Source organism: Xanthomonas sp. F14 (genome assembly GCF_014199865.1).
The window spans coordinates 634,674-661,409 of the sequence record NZ_JACHOM010000002.1; the positions used below are offsets into that span (position 1 = coordinate 634,674).

Below are 26,736 nucleotides of genomic sequence, written 5' to 3' on the forward strand. Positions count from 1 at the left end.
GGCGCGACGGCCGGGAGTCCGGCCCGCCACGATAGCGACCGAACAGCGACGCGTGGGTGCACGCATCGACTGCGGTGCCGTAGCAGATCGATCGCAGTGCGGCGCAGTCTCGGGGTCCGCGCCGCGCAGCCGCCAGCAATCTGAACGGGCCGGCCTTGCCTGCCGGGTGCCATCGGTGGTGTCTGCGAGGCCGCTGTCATCGGCAGCATCGGCAGTCCGGTGCCGCCCGCGTGCAGCAAGTATGGCAGCGGCTCTGCGCGCGACGAAGCGAACGGCTAGAATGCGGCCATGTCTGTTTTGCCCACGCCTCTGGCCAACCAACTGCTGATCGCGCTTCCGGCGCTGTCCGACCCCACCTTTTCGCGCAGCGTCGCGCTGATCTGCCAGCACGACGAGAACGGCGCGATGGGCGTGCTGGTCAACCGGCCTTCCGAATACACGCTGGGCGAGGTCCTGTCGCAAATGGGCATCGATACCGTCGACGAGCACCTGCGCGAGCAGATCGTGCTCAGCGGCGGGCCGGTGCACCCGGAGCGCGGTTTCGTCATCCACGACGATGCGCGCGACTGGGATTCCAGCCTGGAAGTGGGGCAGGGTGTCTACCTGACCACCTCGCGCGACATTCTCGAAGCCATGGCGGCCGGCGAAGGCCCGCGCAATGCGCTGGTGGCGCTGGGCTGTGCCGGCTGGGGCGCGGGTCAGCTGGAATTCGAACTGGGCGAGAACAGCTGGCTGACCGCGCCGTCGGATGCCAATGTGCTGTTCGCCACCGCGCTGGAAGATCGCTGGCAGACCGCTGCCGGGCGCATCGGCGTGGATCTGTTCCGGCTGACGGATTATTCCGGGCATGCCTGAGGCGGGCGCGATCCGCCCGGATGGCACGGTGCTGGGCTTCGACGTGGGGTCGCGCCGCATCGGCGTGGCCATCGGCACTGCGCTCGGTGCCGGTGCGCGTGCGGTGGCCGTCATCAATGTGCATGCCAATGGCCCGGACTGGGTCGCGCTGGACCGCGTGCACAAGCAATGGCGCCCCGACGGCTTGGTGGTCGGCGACCCGCTGACCCTGGACGACAAGGACCAGCCCGCACGCAAGCGCGCGCATGCCTTCGCCCGCCAACTGCGCGAGCGCTATGCGCTGCCGGTGGTGCTGATCGACGAGCGCTCCAGCTCGGTCGAAGCCGCGCAGCGCTTCGCGCGCGAGCGCGCCGACGGGCGCAAGCGCCGCCGCGATGCCGAGGCGCTGGACGCGATGGCGGCCGCGGTGATCGTCGAACGCTGGTTGGCCGCGCCCGACCAAGCCACTCTTCTTCCCTGACACTCCCGACCTGCGATGACCACCATGCAACTCGATTCGGACGGACGCCTGCGCCACCTGCTCACCCTGGAAGGACTGCCGCGCACCACGCTGCTGCAGCTGCTTGATCGTGCCGGCCAGATCCGCGATGCGGCGGTGGGGCGCGTGGGCAAGCGTAGCGTGCTCGCCGGCACCGCGGTGTGCACGCTGTTCTTTGAACCGTCCACGCGCACGCGCAGCTCGTTTCATCTGGCTGCGCAGCGGCTGGGCGCGGACGTGCTCAACTTCGATGCCTCCACCTCGTCCACCCGCAAAGGCGAGACCGCGCGCGACACGCTGAAGAACCTCGAGGCGATGGGCGTGCGCGGCTTCGTGGTGCGCCATCCCGACGACGGTGCGGTGGAAGCGCTGGCCGCGGCCGCAGGCGAGGGCACTGCCTTGATCAACGCCGGTGACGGACGCAGTTCGCATCCCACCCAGGGCCTGCTCGACATGCTCACCCTGCGCCAGGCCAAGGGCACCGATTTTTCCAAGCTCAAGGTGGTGATTGTCGGTGACGTGAAGCACTCACGCGTTGCGCGCTCGGACCTGCATGCACTGCGCACGCTGGGCGCCGGCGAGATCCGCGTCTGCGGTCCGGCCAGCCTGCTGCCCGACGACGACATGCTGGATGGTTGCGTGGTCGGCCAGGACTTCGACGCCATGCTGGAAGGTGCCGACGCATTGATGATGCTGCGCCTGCAGCGCGAGCGCATGGAAGAAGGCCTGGTGCCGTCGCTGGAGCAATACCACGCCGTCTATGGGCTGACCCGCGAGCGCCTGGCACGCGCCGGCCGCGACGCCGCCGTGCTGCACCCGGGCCCGATCAACCGCGGCGTGGAAATCACCGACGAAGTCGCCGACGGCGCGCAATCGTGCGTGCTGCGCCAGGTCGCCAACGGCGTGGCGGTGCGCATGGCCGTACTGGAAACCCTGCTGGGTTGAGCCAGCCCGTCGACGCGACCGCGCACCCACACTGCGGTAGCGGCCGCCGCCGGCCGTGCGTTTCCGCGCAGACGCTCGCAAAGCCCTTGCCATCAGGACGCGCGCACGGCCTGCTCTTCCGATTCCCGATTCCCGATTCCCGATTCCCGATTCCCGAATCCAGCCACCACGCCATAACATCCACTCGCCTATCGTGGCCGCTCCTTTCATCGCAGGAGATCGCAATGGGTATTTCGCGTCACGCCACCGCTCACTGGGAAGGCGACCTCAAGACCGGCAAGGGCCAGCTCAGCACGCCGCAAAGCGGGCTGATGGACAAGACCCGCTACGCCTTCAGCAGCCGCTTCGGCGACGAGAAGGGCACCAACCCGGAAGAACTGATCGCCGCCGCGCACGCCGGCTGCTTCACCATGGCGCTGTCGGCACAGCTGAGCGAAGCCGGTTTTCCGCCGACCTCGCTGGATACGCGCGCAGACGTGGATCTGTCGATGGAAGGCGGCCCGCAGCTGTCGCAGATCCGCCTCAAGCTCAAGGCCGTGGTGCCGGGGATTGACGAAGCCAAGTTCCGCGAACTGGCCGACACCGCGAAGAAGAACTGCCCGGTGTCCAAGGCGCTGAGCGCTGTGCCGATCAGTCTGGAAAGCGAGTTTTCCAACCAGGCGTGATTCCCTGCGTGCGCCGGCGATGGCTGCCGGCGCACGCAGCTGGCGGCGACCTGAATAGGGCGTTGCAAGGGCGGTTTGGTTCAGGGCGGTTTCACTGGCGCAGGCCGAGCATCGGCAGCGTGTCCTCCCTGTGAAGCTGCCGCAATGAAAACTCTTGTGCTTGGTGCTCTGGTGATGGGTCTGGCAGTTGCAGGCAATGCAACGGCGCAGCGCTATGACAGCGGCTACTACGGACGTGGCAGCGATGAGGATGGTCGCTACGAATATGCGCGGGTAGTGCGCGTGGACCCGATCATCGTGACCGATTCGTATAACGAGCGCAGCAGCGAGCGCTGCTACAACCGCCCGGCCGATGGCTACTACACCCGCAACGACGGCTACTACCGCGATGGCGGCAGCTATGGCCAGGCTGGTGTGTCCAACCGTGGCGTGGCCAGCGTGATCGGTGGTATCGCCGGTGCGGTGCTTGGCAGCCAGGTCGGTGGCGGCAATGGCCGCCTGGTCGGCACCGCGGTCGGCACCATGGCCGGCGTCGCGGCGGGCCGCTCGATCTACGAAGCCAATAATCGCAACTATCAGGGCAACGTCAGCGTCTGCGAACCGGTGTCCTACCGGCGCGAACGCGATCGTGTCGATGGCTACGACGTGACCTACGAATACGCGGGCCGCACCTATCACACGCGTAGCGACTACAACCCGGGCGACCGCATCCGCGTGCGCGTGGACGTGCGCCCGGACTGACCGCTGCGCTGCCGCACGCTGCGGTCAGGCGATCGACATCGGCCGGTTGAATGAAAAAACGCTGCGGGCGACCGCAGCGTTTTTTGTTTCCGCGCAAGCACTCTTCAGCCTGCGGGATCAGGCGCGATCACGCCCAATCCAGCGTGCCGCGGATCACCGTCTGCACCTGGCCGCCAGACCACACATCGCCATTGGCGTCGATGCGCAATTCCAGCAAGGCGTCGAAGCCGATCTCGCGGCCCTGGCTGACCACGTAGCGACGTTCCTTGCCCGGCAATGCCTGGCGGCTGTCCAGCCAGGCGGCGAGCACTGCATTGGCCGCGCCGGAGGCTGCATCTTCGAAGCGCCGGCCATTGCCGACGAAGGCGCGTACCGCCAGATCGTAGGCACCGGGCGCTGCGGCGCGGGCATAGGCGAACACACCCATGCTGCCGGTGGATTCGGCCAGCGCGGCGATCGCGTCCCAGTCCGGCTGCAGGCCGCGCAGCGCCGCTTCGCTGGCCAGCTCCACCACCCACCAGGTGCGGCCGCCGTCCATCAAGGCGGGCGGCAGGCTGCCGAGTGGCCAGCCGCCCACCGCATCGCGCAGGCGCGGGTCGTCGGCCTCCACCTGCTCGGCCACGCGCGCACGCGGGGTGCGGATGGCGATGCTGCGGTGGCCTGCGATCTGCTCCACGCGCAGCGGCAGCTGGCCGGCGATGCCGTCCTGGATCAGCACGCCGTCGTCCGGCGCGGCCAGGCCGGCTTCCAGCACCGCGTGGGCGGTGCCGACGCTGGGGTGGCCGGCAAACGGCACTTCCTTTTGCGGGGAAAACATCCGCAGCCGATAGCTGCTGTGCGCATCCGGCGCCGCAAACACGAAGGTGGTTTCCGGCAGCTTGGTCCAGCGTGCGATGGCCTGCATCGCGGCATCGTCCAGGCCTTGGGCATCCAGCACCACCGCCAGCGGGTTGCCGCTGCCGGGGCGGGCGGAGAACACATCCAGTTGCAGGAAACGGCGAGTGGTCATGGTGGCGGCTCGGCGAACAGGGCGCGGCAGCTTACCAATCGATGCGGCCTTCGATCATTTGCCTGGTCGTTCCGCCGATCCAGACTTCGCCTTCGTGATCCACCTCCAGGTGCACACGCCCGTCGCGGCCGACTTCGCGCCCCTGGCTGGCGACATAGCGCGACGCCTGGCCCGGCACGCGGCCTTCGCCGTGCAGGCGTGCGGCAATGCAGGCGTTGGCGCTGCCGGTGACCGGATCTTCCGGGATGCCGTCGCCGGGGCAGAAGGCGCGCACCACCAGGTCCGCATCGTCCCCGGCCTGCGGCGCGTAGATGGCCAGGCCGGTGGCCGCGCTGGCCTGGGTCAGGCGGCTGATCGCCGCCAGATCGGGCAGCGCCTGGCGTACCGCCTGCGCGTCGGCCAGTTCCAGCAGCCACCAGCCGGGGCCGTTGTTCCACAATGTGGCCGGGCGTTCGGCCATGCGCAGGCCGGCGCAGGCCTCGTGCAACGCCGCAGCGTGCGCATCGCCGGTTTCGACTGCTTGCGCACGCGGTGCCCGCAGCCGCACCAGCAGGGCGCCATGCCGGTCGATCACCTCTACGGGCAGCACGCCGGCAGCGCACTGCTGGCGCATCCGGCCGTCGGGCTTGAACGCCACCAGCCCGTGCGTCGCCGCCGCCCACGCAGCGCCGACGCTGGGGTGGCCGGCGAACGGCAGCTCGGCACGTGGCGTGAAGATGCGGATGTGGTAGTCCGCATCGGGCGCGCTGACCGGCAGGAAAAAGATCGTCTCCGACAGGTTCAGCCAGGCGGCCATCTGCTGCATCTGCTCCGACGACAACGTCTGCGCGTTGAGGACCACGCCCAACGGATTGCCGTGGCCGTCCTGGCCGCCGAACACATCCAGTTGCAGGTAGCGGTGCTTGCTCATGGGGCATGGATCTCGGTGATGGAAGGCGCGTCGATGGTTGCAGCGCAAACCGTTGCGGTGATGGCGATGGCCGCCGGCAGGCTGTGACCGTACACGGGGTCATGCGGGCGGCATTGGCAGTAGAATCGGAGGTTCCGCCCGGCGTACCGGGCGTCTTCCCCCTCATCCTAAACGCCTATCTCCATGTCAGCTCCCCACTCTACCGATCGTTGGATCGTCCTCAAGTTCGGCGGCACCTCGGTGTCGCGTCGTCATCGCTGGGACACGATTGGAAAACTGGCGAGCAAACGGGCCAACGAGACCGGCGGCCGCGTGCTGGTGGTGGTGTCCGCACTGTCGGGCGTGACCAACGAACTCACCGCGATTGCCGATGGCGCCGCCGACAGCGCGCAGCGCGTGGCGGCGCTGGAGCAGCGTCATCGCGAGTTCCTGGCCGAGCTGGAACTGGATGCCGATGCAGTGCTGGGCGAGCGCCTTGCCGCGCTGCATGCATTGATCGGCGATGCGCGCGCGGCAACCCGCACGCTGGACTGGCAGGCCGAGGTGCTGGGGCAGGGTGAGTTGCTGTCTTCCACCATCGGTGCGGCGTATCTGCATGCCAGCGGCCTGGACATGGGCTGGCTGGATGCGCGCCAGTGGCTGTCGGCGCTGCCGCCGCAGCCCAATCAGAGCGAATGGTCCAAGCGTCTGTCGGTGTCCTGCCAGTGGCAGTCCGACGCCGACTGGCGCGCGCGTTTCGCTGCGCAGCCCACGCGCCTGTTGATCACCCAGGGCTTCATTTCGCGGCACGCCGATGGCGGCACCGCGATCCTGGGGCGGGGCGGTTCGGATACCTCGGCGGCGTATTTCGGTGCGCTGCTCGGCGCCAGCCGGGTGGAAATCTGGACCGATGTGCCCGGCATGTTCAGCGCCAATCCCAAGGAAGTGCCGGACGCGCGGCTGCTGACCCGCCTGGACTATTACGAGGCGCAGGAAATCGCCACCACCGGTGCCAAGGTGCTGCATCCGCGGTCGATCAAGCCATGCCGTGATTCCGGCGTGCCGATGGCGATCCTGGATACCGAGCGCCCCGATCTGCCCGGCACCAGCATCGACGGCAATGCCGAGCCGGTGCCGGGCGTCAAGGCGATCAGCCGGCGCAACGGCATCGTGCTGGTGTCGATGGAAGGCATCGGCATGTGGCAGCAGGTGGGCTTCCTGGCCGATGTATTTACCCTGTTCAAGAAACATGGCCTGTCGGTGGACCTGATCGGTTCGGCCGAGACCAATGTCACCGTGTCGCTGGACCCGTCCGAGAACCTGGTCAACACCGATGTGCTGGCGGCGTTGTCGGCCGATCTGTCGCAGATCTGCAAGGTCAAGATCATCGTGCCGTGTGCGGCGATCACCCTGGTCGGGCGCGGCATGCGCTCGCTGCTGCACAAGCTCTCCGACGTGTGGGCCACGTTCGGGCAGGAGCGCGTGCACATGATCTCGCAGTCGTCCAATGACCTGAATCTGACCTTCGTCATCGACGAAGCCGATGCCGATGGCCTGCTGCCGATCCTGCATGCGGAACTGATCGACAGTGGCGCGATGCCGGTGAGCGAAGGCGAGGTGTTCGGGCCGCGCTGGCGCGAGATCATCGGCTCGGTGCGCCCGCGGCCCACGCCGTGGTGGCATGCCGAGCGCGCGCACCTGCTGACACTGTCCAAGGCCGGCACGCCGCGTTACGTCTATCACCTGCCCACGGTGCGTGCGCGTGCGCAGGCGCTGGCGCAGATCGCGGCGGTGGATCAGCGCTACTACGCGATCAAGGCCAATGCGCATCCGGCGATCCTGATGGCGCTGGAACAGGCTGGGTTCGGGCTGGAATGCGTCTCGCACGGCGAGCTGCGCCGCGTGTTCGATACCTTGCCCGAGCTGTCGCCGCGGCGCGTGCTGTTCACCCCGAGTTTCGCGCCCAAGGCCGAATACGAAGCGGGATTTGCGCTGGGTGTGACCGTCACCGTCGACAACGTCGAAGCATTGCGGCGCTGGCCGGAGGTGTTCCGTGGCCGCAACGTGTGGCTGCGCATCGACCTGGGGCATGGCGACGGCCATCACGAGAAGGTCAACACCGGCGGCAAGGCGTCCAAGTTCGGCTTGTCGTCCACGCGCGTGGATGAGTTCGTGGAGGTGGCGCGCACGCTGGAGGTCACCATCACCGGTGTGCATGCGCACCTGGGCAGTGGCGTGGAGACCGGCGAACACTGGCGGATGATGTACGACGAACTGGCCGGCTTCGCGCGCCGCATCGGCACGGTGGAGACCATCGATATCGGTGGCGGCCTGCCGATTCCGTACAGCGCCGAGGACGAGCCGTTCGATCTGGAGCTGTGGGCCAAGGGCCTGGCCGAGGTCAAGGCGGTGCATCCGGGCTATCGGCTGGCGATCGAGCCGGGCCGTTACCTGGTGGCCGAAGCCGGCGTGCTGCTGGCGCAGGTGACCCAGGTGATCGAGAAGGACGGCGTGCAGCGCGTGGGCCTGGATGCAGGCATGAACACGCTGATCCGCCCCGCGCTGTACGACGCCTGGCACGACATCGAAAACCTCAGCCAGCTCGATGCGCCAGCCGATGGCAGCTTCGATATCGTCGGGCCGATCTGCGAATCCTCCGATGTGTTCGGCAAGCGCCGTCGTCTGCCTGCCGCCACCGCGCCGGGCGATGTGATGCTGCTGGCCGATGCCGGTGCCTACGGCTACTCGATGGCCAGCACTTACAACCAGCGCGAATTGCCGCGCGAAGAGGTGATCGATGCGCCCGCAGGCTGAGTTCATTGCACTCAGTACGCTGGCCGGTGGTGCTGCGATCGTGTTCGCCACCGCGCTGCAGCAACTGAGCCTGGGCATGCCATGGAGCGACACCTTCAAATGGGCGCTGCCCGCGCTGGTCGCCGCCGGTATCGGCGCATGGTTGGCTGGGCGTTGGCAACGTCGGCGCGATGCGCAGGGTCCCACGCGTCGCAGTGGCGGGATGGCAGTGCGCACGGTGCTGTTGAGCGCGCTGAGTTATGTGCCGGTGGTGGCGCTGTATCTCGCCATCGCCTTCGCGGTGTCCGGCGATGCCACGGCTGCACGTCCGGATGTGCTGTTGCTGGCGGTGTTGTTCGGTTGCATGCCGCTGCTGTGGGCTGCGGTGCCGTTTTCCATGATTGAATATGTCCTGTGCCGGCGTTATCTGCGTCGCGTACGTGTTCCTGCAGGTAGTCCATGAGCGCTTTCGACAAACACCAGATTTCCACCTTCCGTTTCGTGCGTTGCGCACTCGACGCGCAGACCGGCGTGGCGACGCTGGTGTATGCCTTCGATCAGGGGCCGGAACTTGTGGAAACCGTTGCCGTGCCCGGCGCGCCATTCGTGCTGGACGGCGCGCGTGCCGCCGCCGTGCAACAGGCCTTGCAGTTGCTGCACCTCATTGCGGGCGTGAGTTACTACAAGGCCGCAGTGCCGCCGACCATTGCCATCGACAGCTACAGCATCGATGCCGATACCGCTGCGCTGGTGGAAAGCGTCTACCTGCACGGCCTGGGCGAGTTCGCCTATCGCAATGGCTTGAACCTGCACGGCAAGATCCACTTGCCGGTGGCTGCGCCGGCTGCTGCCGATGCGCCGGCGCTGGGCCTGCGCGAGCATGCCCTGGTTGCGATCGGTGGCGGCAAGGATTCGCTGGTCAGCATCGAAGCGCTGCGGCATGCCGGTATTGACCAGACCGTCAGCTGGATCGGCGGCTCGCAGCTGATCCGTGCCTGCGCCGAGCGCACCGGCCTGCCAGTGCTCAATATCGGCCGCGTGCTGGCGCCGGAATTGTTCGAGCTCAATCGCCAGGGCGCCTGGAACGGGCATATCCCGGTCACCGCGGTGAACTCGGCCATCCTGGTGTTGTCGGCCTTGCTCAACGGCGTGGACCAGGTGGTGTTTTCCAACGAACGTTCGGCCAGTTACGGCAGCCAGATTCCCGGCACCGGCGAGGTCAATCACCAGTGGTCCAAGGGCTGGGCGTTCGAGCAGGCGTTCGGCGATTACGTGCAGCGGCACGTGGCGGCCGACCTGCGCTATTACTCGCTGCTGCGGCCGTTGTCGGAGCTGGCGGTGGCGCGCCAGTTCGCCAAGACCGATCACTACGACGCGCATTTTTCCAGCTGCAACCGCAACTTCCACATCATGGGCGAGCGCCCGGTGCATCGCTGGTGCGGGGTTTGCCCGAAGTGCCATTTCGTGTTCCTGGCATTGGCACCGTTCATGCCCAAGACGCGGCTGGTCAAGATCTTCGGGCGCAATCTGCTCGACGATGCAACCCAGGCCGGCGGCTACGACGCGCTGCTGGAATTCCAGGACCACAAGCCGTTCGAATGCGTCGGCGAAGGGCGCGAATCGCGCGCGGCAATGGCGGTGCTGGCCAGTCGTGCCGAATGGAAGGAGGACGCGCTGGTGCTGCGTTTCATCCGCGAGATCCAGCCGCAGCTGGACCAGCAGGCGCTGCAGCTGGAGCCGTTGCTGGCGATCGACGGCGAACACCGGATTCCGTCGGCGCTGTGGGAGCGCGTGCGTGCGAATTTCGCAGCTTGAGGGCAAGGCGGTTGCGTTATGGGGCTGGGGGCGCGAAGGGCGCGCCGCGTATCACGCACTGCGCGCCGCGTTGCCCACGCAAACGCTGACGGTGTTCTGCAACGCCGACGAAGCGCGCGAGCTCGAGACGCTGGCCGATGCTGCGTTGCATGTGGAAACCGACGCCAGCGCGCGGGCGCTGGGCCGGTTCGATGTGGTGGTGAAATCGCCCGGCATCAGTCCGTATCGCCCCGAGGCGCACACCGCCGCAGCCGAGCACGGCACGCAATTCATCGGCGGCACCGCGTTGTGGTTTGCCGAGCATGCGCAGCCTGACGGCTATGTGCCTGGCGCCATCTGCGTCACCGGCACCAAGGGCAAGAGCACCACTACCGCGCTGCTGGCGCATCTGCTGCGCGCGGCCGGCCATCGCACCGCCCTGGTCGGCAATATCGGCCAACCCTTGCTGGAAGTGCTGGCGCCGCAACCGCCGCCGGGCTATTGGGCGATCGAGTTGTCCAGCTATCAGACCGGCGAAGTGGGGCGCAGCGGCGCGCGTCCGGAATTGGCGCTGGTGCTGAACCTGTTTCCCGAGCATCTGGACTGGCATGGCGACGAGGCGCGCTACGTGCGCGACAAGCTGGCGCTGGTCACCGAAGGCCGTCCGCGCATTGCCTTGCTCAATGCCGCCGATCCGCATCTGACCCAGTTGCAGTTGCCCGACAGCGAGGTGCGCTGGTTCAACCATCCCGATGGCTGGCATCTGCGCGGCGATGTGGTGTATCGCGGCGAGCAGCCGGTGTTCGACACCGCCAACGTGCCGCTGCCCGGCGAACACAATCGGCGCAACCTGTGCGCGGTGCTGGCAGCGCTGGAAGCCCTGGGGTTGGACGCTGCGGCGCTGGCACCGGCCGCAGCGAGCTTCCGCCCGTTGCCGAACCGCCTGCAGCTGCTCGGCAGCGTGGACGGCATCAGCTACGTCAACGACTCCATCAGCACCACCCCGCATGCCTCGTTGGCGGCGCTGGCCTGCTTTGCGCAACGCCGCGTGGCCTTGCTGGTCGGTGGCCACGATCGCGGGCTGGACTGGCAGGATTTTGCCGCGCAGATGGCGCAGCAGGCGCCGCTGGAAATCGTCACCATGGGCGCGAACGGGCCGCGGATCCATGCGTTGCTGGCGCCGCTGGCCGCGAGCGGCCGCTTCGGCCTGCATGCCGCCGACGACCTGGAGCACGCGATGCGGCTGGCACGCCAGGCGCTGGGCGAGCAGGGCGGCGTGGTACTGCTGTCGCCGGGTGCGCCCAGCTTCGGCGCCTATAGCGACTATGTCGCGCGCGGCCGCCATTTCGCCCAGCTGGCGGGGTTCGATCCGGCGGCGATCAGCGCGATTCCCGGCTTGGGCGTGCAGTAGCGCGGCGTTGCTCGCGGGGCAACGGCGCCATCCGCCCCGGGGTTTTTCGACGGCCGTGGCAGAACGCCGACGCGATCGGTCCGTCGGCGTCCACGCTGACCCGGTGTGCACGGCGGCAGCGCCTACACTCGCCGGACCTTCCCGGGAGCAGGTACATGCACAAGCAATGGAGATGGCGTGGCGTTGGGTTGTTCGGTGTCTTGGCGTCGCTGGCGTTGCCCGCTGCGGCAGCGATGCAGGCCAAACCGCTGGAATGGACGGTCGGCAAGGACACCTTCAGCGGCGTGCTGGTCTACGACGACGCCGGTGCCGCCAAGCGCCCAGGGCTGGTGATGGTGCCAAACTGGCGCGGGGTCAACGATTCGGCGGTCACCAAGGCCAAGCAACTGGCCGGCGACGACTACGTGGTGCTGGTTGCCGACGTCTACGGCAAAGGCAAGCGTCCGGCCAACGACAGCGAGGCCGGGCAGTTTGCCGGTGCGCTGAAGAAGGACCCGCCGACGCTGCGCGCCCGCGCGCTGAAGGCGGTGGATGTGCTCAAGGCGCAGGCCGGCAAGGCGCCGCTGGATGCATCGCGCATCGGTGCGGTGGGGTTCTGCTTCGGCGGCACCACGGTGCTGGAGCTGGTGCGCGCCGGTGCGCAACTGGCCGGTGTGGTCAGCCTGCACGGTGGCATCGCCACCCCCAGCCCGGCGGCGGCCGGTTCGGCCAGGACGCCGCTGCTGGTGCTCAATGGCGCCGACGACAAGAGCGTGAGCAAGGCGGACATCGCCGCCTTCGAAACCGAGATGAATGCGGCCGGCGCGGACTGGCAGTTCGTCAATTTCAGCGGCGCAGTGCATTGCTTTGCCGAAGCCGATGCCAACAGCCCGCCAGGCTGCCTGTACAACCCGCGTGCGGCGAAACGTGCCTACCGCATGCTCGGCGATTTCTTCGACGAACGCTTTGGCGATTGACGAGGTGGCCAGAGGCGGCTGACCGCCGCACTGGCGGTCGTCGGGTGTGGCGGATGGCGCGCAGACATGCGGTGCGGGAGTGGGGTGCCGATCCTGGACATGGATCGGATGGCGCACGCAGCATCGGTGTGTGACGCGTTCAGAGGCCGTGTGACAAGGCGCCGCAACCCTGGCATGGGTTGCGGCAGCGTTTCCGCCGGAAAGGCGAGGGTGACCGTCGGCTGTCAGCCCGTTCAGTGAGCGCGGCAGGCGAACCTGCCGCCACCCGGCTCAATGCGTGCGTTGCACCGCATACCGCGCCAGGCCGCGCAATGCGGCAACTGCGGGGCTGGGCGGCAACGTGTCCAGCGCCTGTTCGGCAGCGGCGGCATATTCGGCGGCACGCTGGCGGCTGTAATCCAGGCCGCCGGTGGCATGAATCGCCGCCAGCACTTCGGGCATTGCGCTCGCATCGCCTTGTTCGACGATCTGGCGCAGGCGCTCCCGGGTGCCCGCATCCGAGTGCGCCATGGCGTGGATCAGCGGCAGGGTTGCCTTGCCTTCGGCCAGGTCGTCGCCCAGGTTCTTGCCCAGGTCCGCTGCGTCGGCAGCGTAGTCGAGCACGTCATCGGCAATCTGGAAGGCAAAGCCCAACTGCATGCCGTAGTCGTACAGGCGCTGCTGCACCTGCGCATCCGCACCCGAAGCCAGCGCGCCCAGGCGGGTGCCGGCGGCGAACAGCACCGCGGTCTTGCGCTCGATCACGCGCAGGTAGGCGGCTTCGTCGGTGTCGGGGTTGTGCACATGCAGCAGCTGCAGCACCTCGCCTTCGGCGATGCGGTTGGTGGTGTCGGCCAGGATCTGCATGACTTCCATGCGATCCAGCTCCACCATCAACTGAAAGCTGCGCGAATACAGGAAATCGCCGACCAGCACGCTGGGCGCATTGCCCCACAGCGCATTGGCGGTGCTGCGCCCGCGGCGCAGGTCCGATTCGTCCACCACGTCGTCGTGCAGCAGGGTGGAGGTGTGGATGAACTCGATGATCGCCGCCAGTTGATGGTGCTCCGGGCCGGAGCCGCCAGCGGCGTGGCCGGCCAGCATCACCAGCATCGGACGCAGGCGCTTGCCGCCGGCGGAGATGATGTGATCGGCGATCTGGTTGATCAGCACGACGTCCGAGGCCAGACGGCGGCGGATCAGCGCGTCGACCGCGGCCATGTCGGGCGCGGCGAGGGACTGGATCTGGGGCAGGCCCAGGACGGTGGGGAGGTCTTCGGCGATGGTCATGCGCAGGCGTTCGTGATGTGCGCCGATTATAGGTGTCTGGGCCAGATCCGTCCCGCTGGCCGTGTCCAAAGGCCTCCGGCGTGGCCGCAAACCCTTGCGGCGCCAGCGTCGGGCCTGTCCGGGAGTGCCCGGATTCCGACCTGCCGGCGCGGCATTTCCCGGCCCGGCGCTGCGGCGATCCGCCGGGACCGTGGCCGGCAGGTGCGGTAACATTGGCACCAAGACATTCACCGCCGCGCCCATTGGCGCCGGCGCACCATCTCGGAAGCATCTATGGCCCGCGGCATCAACAAAGTCATCCTCGTCGGCAACCTCGGCAACGATCCCGACACCAAGTACACCCAGGCCGGCATGGCGATCACGCGCGTGAGTCTGGCCACCACCAGCATGCGCAAGGACCGCGATGGCAACAACCAGGAGCGCACCGAGTGGCACCGCGTGGTGTTCTTCGGCAAGCTGGGCGAGATCGCCGGCGAGTACCTGCGCAAGGGCTCGCAGGTGTACGTCGAAGGTGAACTGCGCTACGACAAGTACACCGGCCAGGACGGCGTGGAGAAGTACAGCACCGACATCGTCGCCAATGAGATGCAGATGCTCGGCGGCCGTGGCGAAGGCGGCGGTGGCGGCATGGGCGGCGATCGCCCGCAGCGCAGCCAGGCGCCGCGCCAGCAGCAAGGTGGTGGCGGTGGCGGTCAGGGCGGCGGTCAGGATTACGCCCCGCGTCGTCAGCAGCCGGCCCAGCAGCAGTCGGCACCGCCGATGGACGATTTTGCCGACGACGATATCCCGTTCTGATCGGTAGCCAAGCCTTGGTTGTCATTCAAAAGGCCCGCATCGCGCGGGCCTTTTGCTTGCTGGCCGCTGTTGCATCGACGCAGGCCGGGCTGTTTCGAAGCTCCCTGGACGCGCAGACCTGGTCGGTACGACGGTGCCAATCACCAATCTCGACCAAGCGTGGCTAACAGCACCTCGCGTGCAATCGTCAGGTGGCTGAGAACGCCGCGCACCTATGGGGTGTCTGCCTGACACGTGCCGATTCCGGACATGGGCCGCGCCTGCCTGACGTTACGGGCAGTTCTTACTGCCAGTTGCGCTACGCCGACGTCCGGTCGCGGCCGTTCTGCTTGGCGCGATATAACGCCGAGTCGGCGTCGTGCACGAAGGCATCCGGGGTGCGTGGCGTTTCGCCCGGTTCGAACGTCGCGACGCCGACGCTGACGGTGACGTGTGCGCTGGTCGGGCTGGACAGGTGCATCAGCCCGAGCCCGGCGACGGCGCTGCGAATTGCGTCGGCCAGCCGCAGTGCGCCGGCGGCATCTGTCTGCGGCAGGATCATGCCGAACTCTTCGCCGCCGTAGCGCGCGGCAATGTCTTCGCTGCGCCGTGAGCAACCGGCAATCGCGCCTGCGACCAGGCGCAGACAGGCGTCACCGTTGACGTGGCCATAGGTGTCGTTATAGAGCTTGAAATGATCGACATCGATCATCAGCACCGACAGCGGTGCCTGTCGATGCACGGCCTGCTGCAAGGCACGCGAGAGCCGGTGGTCGAACGCACGGCGGTTGGCAATGCCGGTGAGTGCATCCATCCAGGCTTCGGAGCTGAGTTTGTCCTCGTTGCGATGCATGCGGCGCAACTGCAGATCCAGCCAGATACCGACGCCCAACAACAATACGCATCCCAGCGCGGCGATCAGGATTCGCTGGTGTGCGGATTGCCGCCAGTTGGCCAACGCGTCATCGACGGCGACCCCGGTCAATACGGTCAATGGATAGGCCTGCGCTGGCGCAAAGCTGGAAATGCGCTCCACGCCGTCGATCGGCGAACGATAGGTGGCCGTGCCATGCCTGCGCGCACGCATGGTGACGTAGATCGAAGTGCCTGCGATCGAGGTGCCGATCACGCCCGGTTTGTCGGGCCGGCGCACCAGCACGATGCCGTCGTCATTGGTCATGCCGATGGTGCCGTTCGGGCCGACCTCGAAGGTGCTGTAGTAGTTCTGGAAATACTTCAGTTGCAGCGTGACCAGGACCACGCCGGCAAATTCGCCGCGGGGGGTGTTGAGGCGCCGGCTCAAGGTGAGCACCCAACTGCCATCGGAGCGACTCTGCACCGGTGGCCCGACCAGCGACAAGGCGTCGCGATGGTCGCGGTGATATTTGAAATAGGCGCGATCGGCGTTGTTGTGCTTCCTGGGCGTGCTGTCCAGTGACGAACTCACCCAGCTGCCGTCGGCCGCATAGATGAAGATGCCATGCAGCCGGTCCGAACGACGCGCTTCATGCACCAGGAAGTCATGCATGACCGGTCCCGCACTGGCCGAGCCCTGGTCGTGTTCCACCCGCGACACCAGTCCGGACAGCACGGCATCGGCGATCGTCAGGGTATCGCTGGCATGCTGCGCCAGCGAATTGGCGAGGTTCAACGATTGCGCTTCGGCGGTACGCAGCGCACTCGTGCGCTCGTCGTGGATGGACCAGTATTCCGAACCAAGCAGCAGCAGGCACGAAATGCCCAGCACAAAGTGCAACGCGATGCGTTGTGCTCGTTGCCGTCGCCGCTTGCCGGGTGATGTCACGTGAGTTACCTGTCTGGACATCAGGGTGTTGCAACCGCTGTGCCAGCTTAGCCGTGGGCGCCGCGTGGAATCGTTTGCATCATGTGGCGCAATGCCGATCTGTGATTGATGCCTCATGCGTTGTACGGCAGCTCACCCGGCGTGCGACTGCGCTGCTGTCCCGCCTGCTCTCATCACCGTGCTAAATGCTGCGCGGATCACCAGCTCATAACGGAGTCGAAAGCCAGCTCGACTGCATGCGGATAACGCCCGGCGTGTTATCCCGAAGATCGATCACAGCAAGGAGCGCCCCATGCGCGCGATTCGTTTAGCTCAGCCTGCAGGCCTGAATGCATTACATGGTGTTGCCTTGCCCGACCCCGGGCAGCCGGCACGCGGTCAGATCAGGGTGCGGCTGCATGCAAGCTCGTTGAATTTCCATGACCTTGGCGTGGTGTCGGGGCAGATGCCGACCGCTGACGGCCGTATCCCCATGTCCGACGGTGCCGGCGTGGTCGAGGCCGTCGGGCCTGAGGTGGATGAGTTCGCCGTTGGCGATCATGTGGTGTCCACCTTCTTCCCCGAGTGGCTGGATGGCGAGCCGCTGCACGCCGGCTTTGCCACCACGCCCGGCGATGGCGTCGATGGCTATGCACGCTCTGCGGTGGTGGCCGCCGCCCATGCGTTCACACACGCCCCGGCCGGCTACAGCCATGCCGAAGCGGCGACCCTGACCACGGCCGGCGTCACCGCATGGCGCGCCCTGGTGGTCAACGGCGGACTCAAGGCCGGCGACAGCGTGCTGGTGCTCGGCACCGGCGGCGTATCGATCTTTGCATTGCAGTTCGCCAAGGCGATGGGTGCCACCGTCATCGCGACATCGTCGTCCGACGAGAAACTGGCCAAGGCGCGTGCACTGGGCGCAGACCATGTCATCAACTATCGACAGCATGCCGAGTGGTCGGCGCAGGTGCTGGAGATCACCAATGGCCGCGGCGTGGATCACGTGGTCGAGGTCGGTGGGCCGGGCACGTTGGCGCAATCGATCCGCGCTGCGCGGGTTGGCGGACATATCGCCTTGATCGGCGTATTGACCGGTGCCGCAGGCCCGGTGCCGACCGCGGAAATGATGGGCCGGCAGCAGCGCCTCCAGGGGCTGGTGGTCGGCAGTCGCACGCATCAACAGCAGCTGGTGCGTGCACTGGATGCCTTGCCGCTGCGGCCGGTGATCGATCGCGCCTTCGCGCTCGACGATATCGCCGACGCCTTCGCGCTGCAGCAGGCAGGCGGCCATCTGGGCAAGATCGTGCTGGAATTCTAGGAGCGGTTGAAGACGTGCCGCGCTTGCCGTCAGGCGGGCGCGGCCGCTGTGTGGGATCGGAATGGATCACCCACACACACTGCAATTCCACGCTATCCACACTCGCCTGACGGCCGATCGCCACGCGCTGGCCGCCGCTCAAGAGCGGTCGTTCGTGTCCGGATGTTCTCAATGCAGCGTATCCGGATGCAATGGAGCACCGCGGCGTGTAGATGGAAGCACGCGCGCAGACGCAGATGACATCGTCGTTGTCAGCACATGGAACGGTCTCGAACCACTTCAAGAACCTGAGGCGCGCTGCAAAACGCGAGCTGCCAGCACACACGATCGTTGTGCAGCGAGTAGGCAACCCATTCCAACAATGATGAGCGCGTTTCATAGGCGCATGCAGTCCATGCCGTCAATGCCCGCCTGCAGCGCCTCTAGAATCGGGCCATACCGCCGATTCGCGCCCGCACACACTCGCCGCATGCTCACGCGATTGTGACCGGCCGCGCTGCACATTATTTAAGAACTGTATAAGCCAGCATTGTTGGAGATGCCAGCCATGAGAGATATCAAGATGACCCGTCGCGAGGTACTGATCGCTGGCACGGCGTCGGCAGCCAGCGTTGCCGCAACCCAGTCGATGGCCGCCACTGCAGCCAATGCGATGTCGCAGCGGCAGGCAGTCGAGCCTGCCAACGCATCGAGCCAGGTCGCATTCGAAGTCAACGGCAAGCCGGTGACGCTGACCCTGGACAATCGCACCACCTTGCTGGATGCCCTGCGCGAACACTTGCATCTGACCGGCACCAAGAAAGGCTGCGATCATGGCCAATGCGGTGCCTGCACCGTGATCGTGGATGGGCAGCGGATGAATTCCTGCCTGTCGCTGGCGGTGATGCATCAGGGCGGCAAGATCACCACCATCGAAGGCCTGGGCACGCCGGACAAGCTGCATCCGATGCAGGCGGCCTTCGTCAAACACGATGGATACCAGTGCGGCTATTGCACGCCCGGGCAGATCTGTTCGGCGGTAGCGGTGCTGGACGAAGTCAAGCGCGGCATTCCCAGCCATGTCACCGACGATCTGACTGCCAAGACCAAGCTCACCACGCCGGAATTGCAGGAGCGCATGAGCGGCAACATCTGCCGCTGCGGTGCGTATTCCAACATCGTCGACGCGATCAATGATGTTGCGGGAGAGCGCGCATGAAGGCGTTTAGCTATGAGCGTGCGACCTCACCCGCCGACGCTGCGGCCAAGGCGGCACGCCAGCCGGGTGCCAAGTTCATCGCCGGCGGCACAAACCTGCTCGATCTGATGAAACTGCAGATCGAGACGCCCTCGCACCTGATCGATGTCAACGGGCTGAGCCTGGACACCATCGAAGAGACACCGGATGGTGGCCTGCGCATCGGCGCCCTGGTGCGTAATACCGATCTGGCAGCCGATGCCCGTGTGCGTCGCGATTACGCCGTGCTGTCGCGCGCGTTGCTGGCAGGTGCGTCTGGGCAGTTGCGTAATCGCGCCACCACCGCAGGCAATCTGCTGCAACGTACGCGTTGCCCGTATTTCTACGACACCAATCAGCCATGCAACAAGCGCCTGCCGGGCAGCGGTTGCGCGGCGATCGGAGGCTTCAACCGGCAGCTGGCGGTGATCGGCGTGAGCGAGGAGTGCATCGCCACCCATCCCAGCGACATGGCCATTGCCATGCGCGTGCTGGATGCGGTGGTCGAAACGGTGCGTCCGGATGGACAGACGCGTGCGCTGCCGTTGTCCGAGTTCTACCGTGCGCCTGGCAAGACGCCGCACCTGGAAACCGTGCTGGAACGCGGCGAATTGATTACCGCGGTGAGCCTGCCCAAGCCGCTCGGCGGCACGCATGTCTACCGCAAGGTGCGCGATCGCGCTTCCTACGCATTCGCCCTGGTGTCGGTTGCGGCGGTCGTGCAACGCGATGGCAGCGTGCGGGTCGGCGTCGGCGGTGTCGCCCACAAGCCGTGGCGCAGCGAGGCGGCCGAAGCACAGTCGCGCCAGGGCGCACGTGCGATTGCCTCCGTGCTGCTCGACGGCGCACAACCCACCGAACACAACGCCTTCAAGCTGCCGCTGGTTGAGCGCACCTTGACCGCGATCCTGGCCGACACGAGGGCCTGATATGAAATTCGACACTCCCGCCAGTACCAATCCCATCGACCAGCTCAAGGTGGTCGGCAAGCCGGTCGATCGTATCGACGGTCCGCTCAAGACCACCGGGCAGGCGCCATATGCGTACGAGCATCACGATCTGCCTGGCCGTGCCGCCTATGGCCATATCGTTGGCGCCGGCATCTCCAAGGGCAGCATTCGCAGCATCGATCTGAGCGCCGCGCGCAATGCGCCGGGCGTGCTCGGCATCGTGACTGCGCAGAATGCAGGCAAGTTGCAGAAAGGCAAGTACAACACGGCCAAACTGCTCGGCGGCCCGGAGATCCAGCACTACCACCAGGCCATTGCGGTGGTGGTTGCCGAAACCTTTGAGCAGGCACGTGCCGCAGGCCAGCTGATCAAGGTCGACTACGGTCGCCACGTCGGCGCCTACGATCTGGAAAAGGCCCGCAATGGCGCCAAGGTCACCAAGGAGGGCGGGGCGCCGAACAGTGCGGTCGGCAATTTCGATAGCGCCTTCGTGGCAGCGCCGGTGCAGCTGGATGCCGAGTACACCACGCCCGATCATTCGCACGCGATGATGGAGCCGCACGCATCGATCGCCATGTGGGAAGGCGACAAGCTGAGCGTGTGGACCTCCAATCAGATGATCGACTGGAGCGCGGGCGATCTGGCCAAGACGCTGGGGATCCCGCGCGAAAACGTGCGTCTGATGTCGCCGTACATCGGTGGCGGCTTCGGCGGCAAATTGTTCCTGCGTGCCGATGCGGTGCTTGCCTCACTGGCCGCGCGCCAGGTCGGGCGCCCGGTCAAGGTGATGCTGCCGCGGCCGCTGATCTTCAATAACACCACGCACCGCCCGGCCACCGTGCAGCGCATCCGTATCGGTGCACAGCGCGATGGCAAGATCACCGCGATCGCGCACGAGAGCTGGTCCGGCGACCTGCCCGAGGGCGGCCCGGAAATCGCGGCCGCGCAGACCCAGTTGCTGTATGCCGGCGCCAATCGGTTGATTTCCACGCGTCTGGCAGTGCTCGATCTGCCCGAAGGCAACGCGATGCGTGCGCCTGGCGAAGCGCCGGGTCTGATGGCGCTGGAAGTGGCCATGGACGAGATGGCCGAGAAACTGGACATGGATCCGGTCAAGTTCCGCATCGTCAACGATACCCAGGTGGATCCGGAAAACCCGCAGCGTCCGTTCTCGCAGCGTCAGTTAGTCAAATGCCTGGAAGACGGCGCAAAGCGTTTCGACTGGTCCCAGCGCAAGGCCAAGCCGGCCAGCAACCGCGATGGGCGCTGGTTGGTCGGCATGGGCGTGGCGGCCGCGTTCCGCAACGCGCCGGTGATGACCTCCGGCGCACGCATGCGGCTGGAGCAGGGCGGCCGGGTGGTGGTGGAAACCGACATGACCGATATCGGTACTGGCTCCTACACCATCATTGCGCAGACCGCTGCGGAGATGATGGGCGTGCCGCTGGACTGGGTGGATGTGCGCCTCGGCGATTCCAGCTTTCCTGCTTCGGCCGGTTCCGGCGGCCAGTGGGGTGCGAACAGTTCAACAGCCGGTGTGTATGCCGCGGCAGTGAAACTGCGCGAAGCCGTCGCCAAGCAGCTGGGGCTGGACCCGGCCAAGGCCGAATTCGCCGACAGCCATGTGCGTGCCGGCGGCAAGCGCATCGCGCTCGGTGATGCCGCGGCCAATGGCGCCCTGGTGGTGGAGGACAAGATCGAGTTCGGCGAGCTTTCCAAGACGCATCAGCTGTCGACCTTCGGCGCGCACTTTGTCGAAGTCGGCGTGGATGTCGCCACCGCCGAGGTGCGCATCCGCCGCATGCTGGCGGTGTGCGCGGCCGGACGCATCCTCAACCCCAAGTCTGCGCGCAGCCAGGTCATCGGCGGCATGACCATGGGCGCGGGTGCAGCGCTGATGGAAGAGTTGGCGGTGGACAAGCGGCTGGGCTTCTTCGTCAATCACGACCTGGCCGGTTACGAAGTGCCGGTGCATGCGGACATCCCGCATCAGGAGGTGGTTTTCCTGGAAGAAAGCGACCCGATGTCGTCGCCGATGAAGGCCAAGGGGGTCGGCGAGCTGGGCATCTGCGGCGTGGCAGCGGCGATCGCCAATGCGGTCTACAACGCCACCGGCGTGCGCGTCCGCGATTACCCGGTGACGCTGGACAAGCTGCTGCCGCATCTGCCCGAGTTGCTGCGCGCGTGAGTGCGGTGGTGGCCCCGGTCACGCATGCGGCGCCGGCCGAGCCGGCGTGGCCGGCATGGCCGAGCTATGCCCTGCACGATGACCTGCTGCCCACGCTGACCGCCTGGCATCGGGCGGGGCAGCGCGTGGCCATCGCCACGCTGATCGACGTGCAAGGCTCGTCGCCGCGCCCATTGGGAAGCGAGATGGCCATCAGCGCCGATGGCCGGGTGGCCGGCTACGTCTCCGGCGGCTGCGTGGAAGCGGCAGTGGCGCACGAGGCCAGCGCCGCCTTGCGCGATGGCATGCCGCGCTGGCTGGACTACGGCGAAGGCAGCCAGGTGCTGGACATCCAGCTCAGCTGCGGCGGCCGTATCGGTGTGCTGGTCTGGCCGGTCCAGGACCTGGGCGAGCATCTGGCACGCTGGCGCAATGCGCGCCAGCATCGTCGCCCGTTCCATGTCGCGCTGGATCGGAGCACCGGCGCCGTCCGTTACCCGGTCAGCGCGCAGGACCTGCGTCCCGATGAATTCCTGCGTACGCACCGGCCGCCGCTGCGGCTGGTGCTGGTCGGTGCCGATCCTGCGCTGCTGGTGCTGGTGTCGCTGGCCAGCCAGATGGGTATCGAGGTACGCGTGCTGCGGCCGCATGGTCCCAGCGAACCACCGCCCGGCTTGGCCGCCGACCATTACGATCGCCGTGCATTGGGCGACGCGCTGCAGGACCTGCATCTGGATGCGGACACGGCGCTCTACAGCCTCGCACATGACGGCGACAGCGACCTGCAGGTCGCCTGCCGCGGGCTCGCCTCCAGGGCTGCCTGCATCGGCATCCTGGGCAGCCGCCAGAAGCGGGAAGCACGCCTGCAGGCACTGCGTGCGCTCGGCTATGACGATGCCGCGCTGGCCAGATTGCGGTTGCCGGCGGGCTGGCGCATGGGGCGCTCCTCCCCGCATACGATTGCACTGGGCATCATTGCCGAAGCCACCCAGGCCGTCGCCGATGGGCAGGCTGCTGCTGCGTTGGCTGGCTAGGAACGGCCACCAAGACGGCTGCGCTCACCGCCATGCAGAGCGCGGACAGTAGTCGTAGGTGCCACTCATACTGCGATTGCTCGGCGCCATCCGCATCGGCTTGACGACCGCTCGCTACGTTCCGTTAGCCACTCCGAGCCGTGTCGCTGTGAGAACGGGCAGGGCACTGCAATCGCGCGTTTGCATTAACTTCGATACGAATTTCAATGTGCAGTCGCCAGATGGTGGATGCGTGGTTGTCGATGAAGTTTCTGGTGCTGAAAAGTATCCGTCTGGAGGGTAAGTAATTTTTGATATGTCTTTTAAGGCATGCTCTTGTGATCCGCGCTTCTGCCGGTAATTGCGCCATTCAACGCTGGCAATCAGTCGCTGTCGTCGTGATCGCAGCGCTACCGCAGCTCCGCACATTTCTTCGTCATGCTGGTCTTCGTCATGCTGGCGCAGCAGTGCAATGCGCAACGGTCGGGTGGTAGACGTCGGAAAGCATCATTACCTGGATCGGAGAATGCGTTGCATTTAGTCACTCCGCGCGCACAGTTACCTCTTTAGGCTGGCGCATCCCCAATATGCACACCACGTCGCCATGACCGAATTACTTGATCACTACGACGACGTCTCTGGCGACGCAGCTCGATTGCCGTCGCCTTTTGTTGCCGGTCATCTCGGCCAGGTCCGGAGCAGTGCGCTCGTCGATGTGTGCCCGACCTTGCGTACGTCGCGCCATCGTTCGCCGCGCGCCCTGGCATCGGACGCATGAGCAGCGATCACGTTGCGCTGCTGCTCGCCGCGGGTGCAGGACGTCGGCTAGGGCGTTCCAAACAATTGCTGTTGCGCGACGGCGAACCGTTGTTGCGGCGTTTCGCACGCATCGCGCTACAGACGGCGCCGCGCCGCTGCGTGGTGGTGCTGGGCGCCGATGCCGACGCATTGAGCGAGGTCCTGCAAGGCCTGGAGGTGGAAGTGCTACGTCATGCCGACTGGGCCGCCGGCATGGGCTCCAGCCTGGCGGCGCTGCGCCAGCATGTGCAGGACGATACGTCGCTGAGGCGCAGCCTGATCCTGGGCTGCGACCAGCCCGCGCTGGATACGCCGCATCTGCGCGCCTTGCTGGAAGAAGCGGACCGGGCCGCATCCGGATGCGCCACCAGCGGGTACGCCGGTGTGCGTGGTATCCCGGCGGTGGTCACCCATGCGGCCTGGGCCGACGTGCCGCTCCACGGCGACAGCGGCCTGCGCGGCTTGTTCGCCGGCCTGGACGTGCAGAGCTTGGGCTGCGTCAGCGCCCCGGCGCTCGCGCTGGACGTGGACACGCCCGCCGATCTGGTCGCAGCGCAACAGCGTGGCTGGGTGGATGCGGATTGAGACACCGTGACGGGTGCTTGACGCGCTATCCGGCAGCCTGGTGGCTAGGTTGTCTCACGACCACAGCACGAGCGCTTCCCTGATCACCAGGACATAGCCCACCACCATCGCGGTCTTGACCGGAAACTGGAACTTCCTGAGCAGATGCATGTGACCCCTCCCCCGAGGCATCTTCAAGAGCGACGAATTCCCCCGTGCCGTCTGCGCTCGTTGACGGCCAGCCGCGACGTCTGGTCGCCGCTCGAGCGCGAATTTAGCGCCAGCGTCGATCGGTGTCACGTAAGAATTTTCCTACCTTCATGCCAGTGTCCGCCCGACGGTGTTGGCATTAGCAAAAAGACATGCTGGCTATGCCGGACGCGGGGCCCTAGGCCACTCTCCCGCGGCCCCTTGAGTAAGGGCACGCCGGCATCCCCAACGGGACCCCGGCACTGCCATCGCTGGTGGGCTGCGCCATTGCGCGCTGCCCACTTCCGTCGTTGTACCGCTGCATCTGCCGGCCGGAGGCCCTGATGGACGAGTCCCGTTATGTTGTGCGTATTCATCCCGAACAGGGCGGTTGGTGGGTGACCCGGCCGCAGTGGTCGCCGCTGCGTTATCTGCGCGAGCAGGGCGCGCTGGAAAATGCCGAATTGATGGCCAAGCTGCATTGCATGACCACCGGTCAGCCCAGCGGCGTGGTGTTGAAGACCGCCGACGGCGAGCGCGTGGTGCGTCGCTACGGCTGACCGAGCCGGCCGCTTGCAGGAAGCGCAAGGAAGACGCTGACGATCCTGCCAGGGCAGGGTGGCCGACCACACGCACCCGGCAACCCTAGCGCAGTGCGCCAGCCGGCGGCCTTGCAGTCACGCCGGGAGTCGCCTGCGGATCCAGTCGACTGGACACGACCGATCGGCCATTCTTGCTGCGATCCGCACCTTGGCGGCCCCTAGTCGAGAATGTCGCCCCTAGTGAATGCCGCCGGTTCTGCCTTGATCCAAAACGATATCGTGGTCTTCGGCCTGATCGCCGCCACGCTGGGAGCGGTGTTCTGGACCTCCTCGCGCGAGCAGGGGGTGTGGCGACGCTTCTACGCCGTGGTGCCGGCGCTGCTGCTGTGTTACCTGCTGCCGGGCATCTACAACACCGTCGGCTTGATCGACGGTGCCAATACCCGCCTGTACAACCCGATCGCGCGCGACGTGCTGTTGCCGGCCGCGCTGATCCTGCTCACGCTGAGCATCGACCTGCGCGCCATCCTGGGGCTGGGGCCCAAGCTGGTCGCCATGTACCTGGGTGCGTCACTGAGCATCATGCTGGGCGCGGTGGTGGCGTTCTGGGTGATGGGCTGGGTGCATCCGGCCACGGTGGCCGGCGATACCTGGGCCGGCATGGCCGCGCTGGCGGGAAGCTGGATCGGCGGTGGGGCCAACATGCTGGCGATGCGCGAGGTGTTCGATGTGGATGCCACCACCTTCGGGCAGTTTGCAGTGGTGGATGTGGGCGTCGGTTATGTGTGGATGGCGGCGCTGATCTTCCTGGCCGGGCGCGCGCGCAGCATCGATGCGCGCAGCGGCGCCGATACCCGCGCGCTGGATGCGCTGCAGGAGCGCATGGCGCGGTTCCAGGCCGAACACGCGCGCATTCCCAGCTTGGCCGACCTGATGGTGATCGTGGCGGTGGCGTTCGGCGGGGTCGGGCTGGCGCACGCGCTGGCCAGTCCGCTGGCTGCGTGGTGCAAGGCCAAGCTGCGCTGGTCCAGCCAGTTCAGCCTGGACACGCCGTTCGTGTGGGTGGTGGTGCTGGCAACCAGCATCGGCTTGCTGCTGAGCTTCACCCGTGCGCGCACGCTGGAAGGAGCCGGAGCTTCCAGGATCGGTTCACTGCTGCTGTACTTCCTGATCGCCTGTATCGGCATGCAGATGGATTTGCTGGCGCTGCTGGACCGGCCCTGGCTGTTCCTGCTCGGGCTGATCTGGATCGCGGTGCATATCGGGTTGCTGTGGGGCCTGGGCCGCCTGTTGCGGGTGCCATTCTTCTATTTCGCGATCGGCTCGCAATCCAATATCGGTGGGCCGGCCTCGGCACCGGTGGTGGCCGCCGCGTTCCACCCGGCCCTGGCCCCGGTCGGCGTGCTACTGGGCACGATGGGCTACGCCACCGGCACCTATCTGGCCTATCTGGTCGGCATCACCTTGCGCGCGATGGCGGGAGCGGGCTGACCGACCGTCGCACGGTCGGTGTAGTCGTCGGGGGGGGGGGGCAGGAAGTGCCGGGGTTACCTGGAGGTATCACGCATTGGCGCAGTGCCGGATGTACTGGCTACATCCCTTCGGCGAGCGCTT

Annotated in this window: 23 protein-coding genes; 19 read left to right on the plus strand and 4 right to left on the minus strand. The window is 66.6% G+C overall.

The window, feature by feature from the left end:
* Positions 1 to 288: 288 nt before the first annotated feature.
* The 5 genes from GGR73_RS11195 (at position 289) to GGR73_RS11215 (ending at position 3,684) form a co-directional block, all read left to right on the plus strand.
* Positions 289 to 855, plus strand: coding sequence for a YqgE/AlgH family protein (locus GGR73_RS11195; protein ID WP_011051924.1), 567 nt, complete (start codon positions 289 to 291; stop codon positions 853 to 855).
* The gene (gene ruvX, locus GGR73_RS11200) at positions 848 to 1,315 is read left to right on the plus strand and encodes a Holliday junction resolvase RuvX (protein WP_024939388.1); all 468 of its coding nucleotides are present in this window, start codon (positions 848 to 850) and stop codon (positions 1,313 to 1,315) included. The genes GGR73_RS11195 and ruvX overlap by 8 nt, the downstream gene beginning before the upstream one ends.
* A 15-nt stretch (positions 1,316 to 1,330) precedes the next feature.
* Entirely contained in the window at positions 1,331 to 2,278 is a 948-nt protein-coding gene (locus GGR73_RS11205) for an aspartate carbamoyltransferase catalytic subunit (RefSeq protein ID WP_016902360.1), read from the plus strand.
* Between the two features lie 224 nt (positions 2,279 to 2,502).
* Complete coding sequence (locus GGR73_RS11210) at positions 2,503 to 2,943, plus strand: OsmC family protein (protein WP_016902361.1); 441 nt, start codon at positions 2,503 to 2,505, stop codon at positions 2,941 to 2,943.
* A 144-nt stretch (positions 2,944 to 3,087) separates the two neighbouring features.
* A complete protein-coding gene (locus tag GGR73_RS11215; RefSeq protein ID WP_024939386.1) occupies positions 3,088 to 3,684 on the plus strand; it encodes a glycine zipper 2TM domain-containing protein in 597 nt (198 codons plus the stop codon).
* 127 nt (positions 3,685 to 3,811) lie between these two features.
* Here GGR73_RS11215 and GGR73_RS11220 read toward each other — a convergent pair whose 3' ends face one another.
* Both GGR73_RS11220 and GGR73_RS11225 read right to left on the minus strand, forming a co-directional pair.
* Positions 3,812 to 4,693, minus strand: a complete 882-nt coding sequence (locus GGR73_RS11220; RefSeq protein ID WP_016902363.1) for a PhzF family phenazine biosynthesis protein — start codon at positions 4,691 to 4,693, stop codon at positions 3,812 to 3,814.
* A 31-nt stretch (positions 4,694 to 4,724) separates the two neighbouring features.
* Entirely contained in the window at positions 4,725 to 5,603 is an 879-nt protein-coding gene (locus GGR73_RS11225; RefSeq protein ID WP_184456922.1) for a PhzF family phenazine biosynthesis protein, read from the minus strand.
* A gap of 183 nt (positions 5,604 to 5,786) precedes the next feature.
* Between GGR73_RS11225 and GGR73_RS11230 the strand changes: the two genes are divergently transcribed.
* From GGR73_RS11230 to GGR73_RS11250, 5 genes are all read left to right on the plus strand, one after another.
* Positions 5,787 to 8,396: a bifunctional aspartate kinase/diaminopimelate decarboxylase gene (locus GGR73_RS11230; protein ID WP_054591427.1), complete on the plus strand. Its 2,610-nt coding sequence runs from the start codon at positions 5,787 to 5,789 to the stop codon at positions 8,394 to 8,396.
* The gene (locus GGR73_RS11235; protein WP_184378836.1) at positions 8,380 to 8,838 is read left to right on the plus strand and encodes a hypothetical protein; all 459 of its coding nucleotides are present in this window, start codon (positions 8,380 to 8,382) and stop codon (positions 8,836 to 8,838) included. The genes GGR73_RS11230 and GGR73_RS11235 overlap by 17 nt, the downstream gene beginning before the upstream one ends.
* Complete coding sequence (gene murL, locus GGR73_RS11240; RefSeq protein ID WP_065049954.1) at positions 8,835 to 10,190, plus strand: UDP-N-acetyl-alpha-D-muramoyl-L-alanyl-L-glutamate epimerase; 1,356 nt, start codon at positions 8,835 to 8,837, stop codon at positions 10,188 to 10,190. Before GGR73_RS11235 ends, murL begins: the two co-directional genes overlap by 4 nt.
* Positions 10,171 to 11,580 (plus strand): UDP-N-acetylmuramoyl-L-alanine--D-glutamate ligase, encoded by a 1,410-nt coding sequence (murD, locus tag GGR73_RS11245; protein WP_184456924.1) that lies wholly within the window; start codon positions 10,171 to 10,173, stop codon positions 11,578 to 11,580. Before murL ends, murD begins: the two co-directional genes overlap by 20 nt.
* Before the next feature lie 155 nt (positions 11,581 to 11,735).
* Entirely contained in the window at positions 11,736 to 12,536 is an 801-nt protein-coding gene (locus GGR73_RS11250; protein WP_047129048.1) for a dienelactone hydrolase family protein, read from the plus strand.
* A 270-nt stretch (positions 12,537 to 12,806) separates the two neighbouring features.
* On the opposite strand, the gene GGR73_RS11255 is transcribed toward GGR73_RS11250, so the two are convergent.
* Positions 12,807 to 13,805, minus strand: coding sequence for a polyprenyl synthetase family protein (locus tag GGR73_RS11255; RefSeq protein WP_016902370.1), 999 nt, complete (start codon positions 13,803 to 13,805; stop codon positions 12,807 to 12,809).
* Between the two features lie 273 nt (positions 13,806 to 14,078).
* Here GGR73_RS11255 and GGR73_RS11260 point away from each other — a divergent pair, with 273 nt between their 5' ends.
* Complete coding sequence (locus GGR73_RS11260; protein WP_024939378.1) at positions 14,079 to 14,600, plus strand: single-stranded DNA-binding protein; 522 nt, start codon at positions 14,079 to 14,081, stop codon at positions 14,598 to 14,600.
* Positions 14,601 to 14,898: 298 nt separating this feature from the next.
* On the opposite strand, the gene GGR73_RS11265 is transcribed toward GGR73_RS11260, so the two are convergent.
* A complete protein-coding gene (locus tag GGR73_RS11265) occupies positions 14,899 to 16,404 on the minus strand; it encodes a sensor domain-containing diguanylate cyclase (protein ID WP_184456925.1) in 1,506 nt (501 codons plus the stop codon).
* 271 nt (positions 16,405 to 16,675) lie between these two features.
* On the opposite strand from GGR73_RS11265, the gene GGR73_RS11270 reads away from it, so the two are divergent.
* The 8 genes from GGR73_RS11270 to GGR73_RS11305 all read left to right on the plus strand — a co-directional run bounded on the left by GGR73_RS11270 (position 16,676) and on the right by GGR73_RS11305 (position 26,613).
* On the plus strand, positions 16,676 to 17,683 hold the full coding sequence (locus GGR73_RS11270; protein ID WP_065032554.1) for a zinc-dependent alcohol dehydrogenase family protein: 1,008 nt from the start codon (positions 16,676 to 16,678) through the stop codon (positions 17,681 to 17,683).
* Positions 17,684 to 18,230: 547 nt separating this feature from the next.
* Positions 18,231 to 18,881 (plus strand): aldehyde dehydrogenase iron-sulfur subunit PaoA, encoded by a 651-nt coding sequence (gene paoA / locus GGR73_RS11275; protein ID WP_047126891.1) that lies wholly within the window; start codon positions 18,231 to 18,233, stop codon positions 18,879 to 18,881.
* Positions 18,878 to 19,828 carry an FAD binding domain-containing protein gene (locus tag GGR73_RS11280; RefSeq protein ID WP_016904084.1) on the plus strand — a complete coding sequence of 317 codons (951 nt, stop codon included), beginning with the start codon at positions 18,878 to 18,880 and terminating at the stop codon, positions 19,826 to 19,828. Before paoA ends, GGR73_RS11280 begins: the two co-directional genes overlap by 4 nt.
* Before the next feature lies 1 nt (position 19,829).
* Positions 19,830 to 22,037, plus strand: coding sequence for an aldehyde oxidoreductase molybdenum-binding subunit PaoC (gene paoC, locus GGR73_RS11285; protein WP_184456927.1), 2,208 nt, complete (start codon positions 19,830 to 19,832; stop codon positions 22,035 to 22,037).
* Positions 22,034 to 23,050, plus strand: a complete 1,017-nt coding sequence (locus GGR73_RS11290; protein WP_065032552.1) for an XdhC family protein — start codon at positions 22,034 to 22,036, stop codon at positions 23,048 to 23,050. Before paoC ends, GGR73_RS11290 begins: the two co-directional genes overlap by 4 nt.
* Before the next feature lie 753 nt (positions 23,051 to 23,803).
* The gene (locus GGR73_RS11295) at positions 23,804 to 24,412 is read left to right on the plus strand and encodes a nucleotidyltransferase family protein (RefSeq protein ID WP_046343576.1); all 609 of its coding nucleotides are present in this window, start codon (positions 23,804 to 23,806) and stop codon (positions 24,410 to 24,412) included.
* Positions 24,413 to 24,924: 512 nt separating this feature from the next.
* On the plus strand, positions 24,925 to 25,140 hold the full coding sequence (locus GGR73_RS11300) for a hypothetical protein (protein WP_039813188.1): 216 nt from the start codon (positions 24,925 to 24,927) through the stop codon (positions 25,138 to 25,140).
* 222 nt (positions 25,141 to 25,362) lie between these two features.
* On the plus strand, positions 25,363 to 26,613 hold the full coding sequence (locus tag GGR73_RS11305; RefSeq protein WP_046343574.1) for a DUF819 family protein: 1,251 nt from the start codon (positions 25,363 to 25,365) through the stop codon (positions 26,611 to 26,613).
* Positions 26,614 to 26,736: the final 123 nt, after the last annotated feature.

What these genes read in the sequence shown, in the direction of transcription:
- GGR73_RS11265 (WP_184456925.1), bottom strand. Translation starts at nt 16,404, where the DNA reads ATGTCCAGACAGGTAACTCACGTGACATCACCCGGCAAGCGGCGACGG.
- GGR73_RS11260 (WP_024939378.1), top strand. Translation starts at nt 14,079, where the DNA reads ATGGCCCGCGGCATCAACAAAGTCATCCTCGTCGGCAACCTCGGCAAC.
- GGR73_RS11280 (WP_016904084.1), top strand. Translation starts at nt 18,878, where the DNA reads ATGAAGGCGTTTAGCTATGAGCGTGCGACCTCACCCGCCGACGCTGCG.
- GGR73_RS11295 (WP_046343576.1), top strand. Translation starts at nt 23,804, where the DNA reads ATGAGCAGCGATCACGTTGCGCTGCTGCTCGCCGCGGGTGCAGGACGT.
- GGR73_RS11250 (WP_047129048.1), top strand. Translation starts at nt 11,736, where the DNA reads ATGCACAAGCAATGGAGATGGCGTGGCGTTGGGTTGTTCGGTGTCTTG.
- ruvX (WP_024939388.1), top strand. Translation starts at nt 848, where the DNA reads ATGCCTGAGGCGGGCGCGATCCGCCCGGATGGCACGGTGCTGGGCTTC.
- paoA (WP_047126891.1), top strand. Translation starts at nt 18,231, where the DNA reads ATGAGAGATATCAAGATGACCCGTCGCGAGGTACTGATCGCTGGCACG.
- paoC (WP_184456927.1), top strand. Translation starts at nt 19,830, where the DNA reads ATGAAATTCGACACTCCCGCCAGTACCAATCCCATCGACCAGCTCAAG.
- GGR73_RS11220 (WP_016902363.1), bottom strand. Translation starts at nt 4,693, where the DNA reads ATGACCACTCGCCGTTTCCTGCAACTGGATGTGTTCTCCGCCCGCCCC.
- GGR73_RS11255 (WP_016902370.1), bottom strand. Translation starts at nt 13,805, where the DNA reads ATGACCATCGCCGAAGACCTCCCCACCGTCCTGGGCCTGCCCCAGATC.
- GGR73_RS11300 (WP_039813188.1), top strand. Translation starts at nt 24,925, where the DNA reads ATGGACGAGTCCCGTTATGTTGTGCGTATTCATCCCGAACAGGGCGGT.
- GGR73_RS11225 (WP_184456922.1), bottom strand. Translation starts at nt 5,603, where the DNA reads ATGAGCAAGCACCGCTACCTGCAACTGGATGTGTTCGGCGGCCAGGAC.
- GGR73_RS11235 (WP_184378836.1), top strand. Translation starts at nt 8,380, where the DNA reads ATGCGCCCGCAGGCTGAGTTCATTGCACTCAGTACGCTGGCCGGTGGT.
- GGR73_RS11270 (WP_065032554.1), top strand. Translation starts at nt 16,676, where the DNA reads ATGCGCGCGATTCGTTTAGCTCAGCCTGCAGGCCTGAATGCATTACAT.
- GGR73_RS11195 (WP_011051924.1), top strand. Translation starts at nt 289, where the DNA reads ATGTCTGTTTTGCCCACGCCTCTGGCCAACCAACTGCTGATCGCGCTT.
- GGR73_RS11230 (WP_054591427.1), top strand. Translation starts at nt 5,787, where the DNA reads ATGTCAGCTCCCCACTCTACCGATCGTTGGATCGTCCTCAAGTTCGGC.
- GGR73_RS11215 (WP_024939386.1), top strand. Translation starts at nt 3,088, where the DNA reads ATGAAAACTCTTGTGCTTGGTGCTCTGGTGATGGGTCTGGCAGTTGCA.
- GGR73_RS11205 (WP_016902360.1), top strand. Translation starts at nt 1,331, where the DNA reads ATGACCACCATGCAACTCGATTCGGACGGACGCCTGCGCCACCTGCTC.
- GGR73_RS11210 (WP_016902361.1), top strand. Translation starts at nt 2,503, where the DNA reads ATGGGTATTTCGCGTCACGCCACCGCTCACTGGGAAGGCGACCTCAAG.
- murL (WP_065049954.1), top strand. Translation starts at nt 8,835, where the DNA reads ATGAGCGCTTTCGACAAACACCAGATTTCCACCTTCCGTTTCGTGCGT.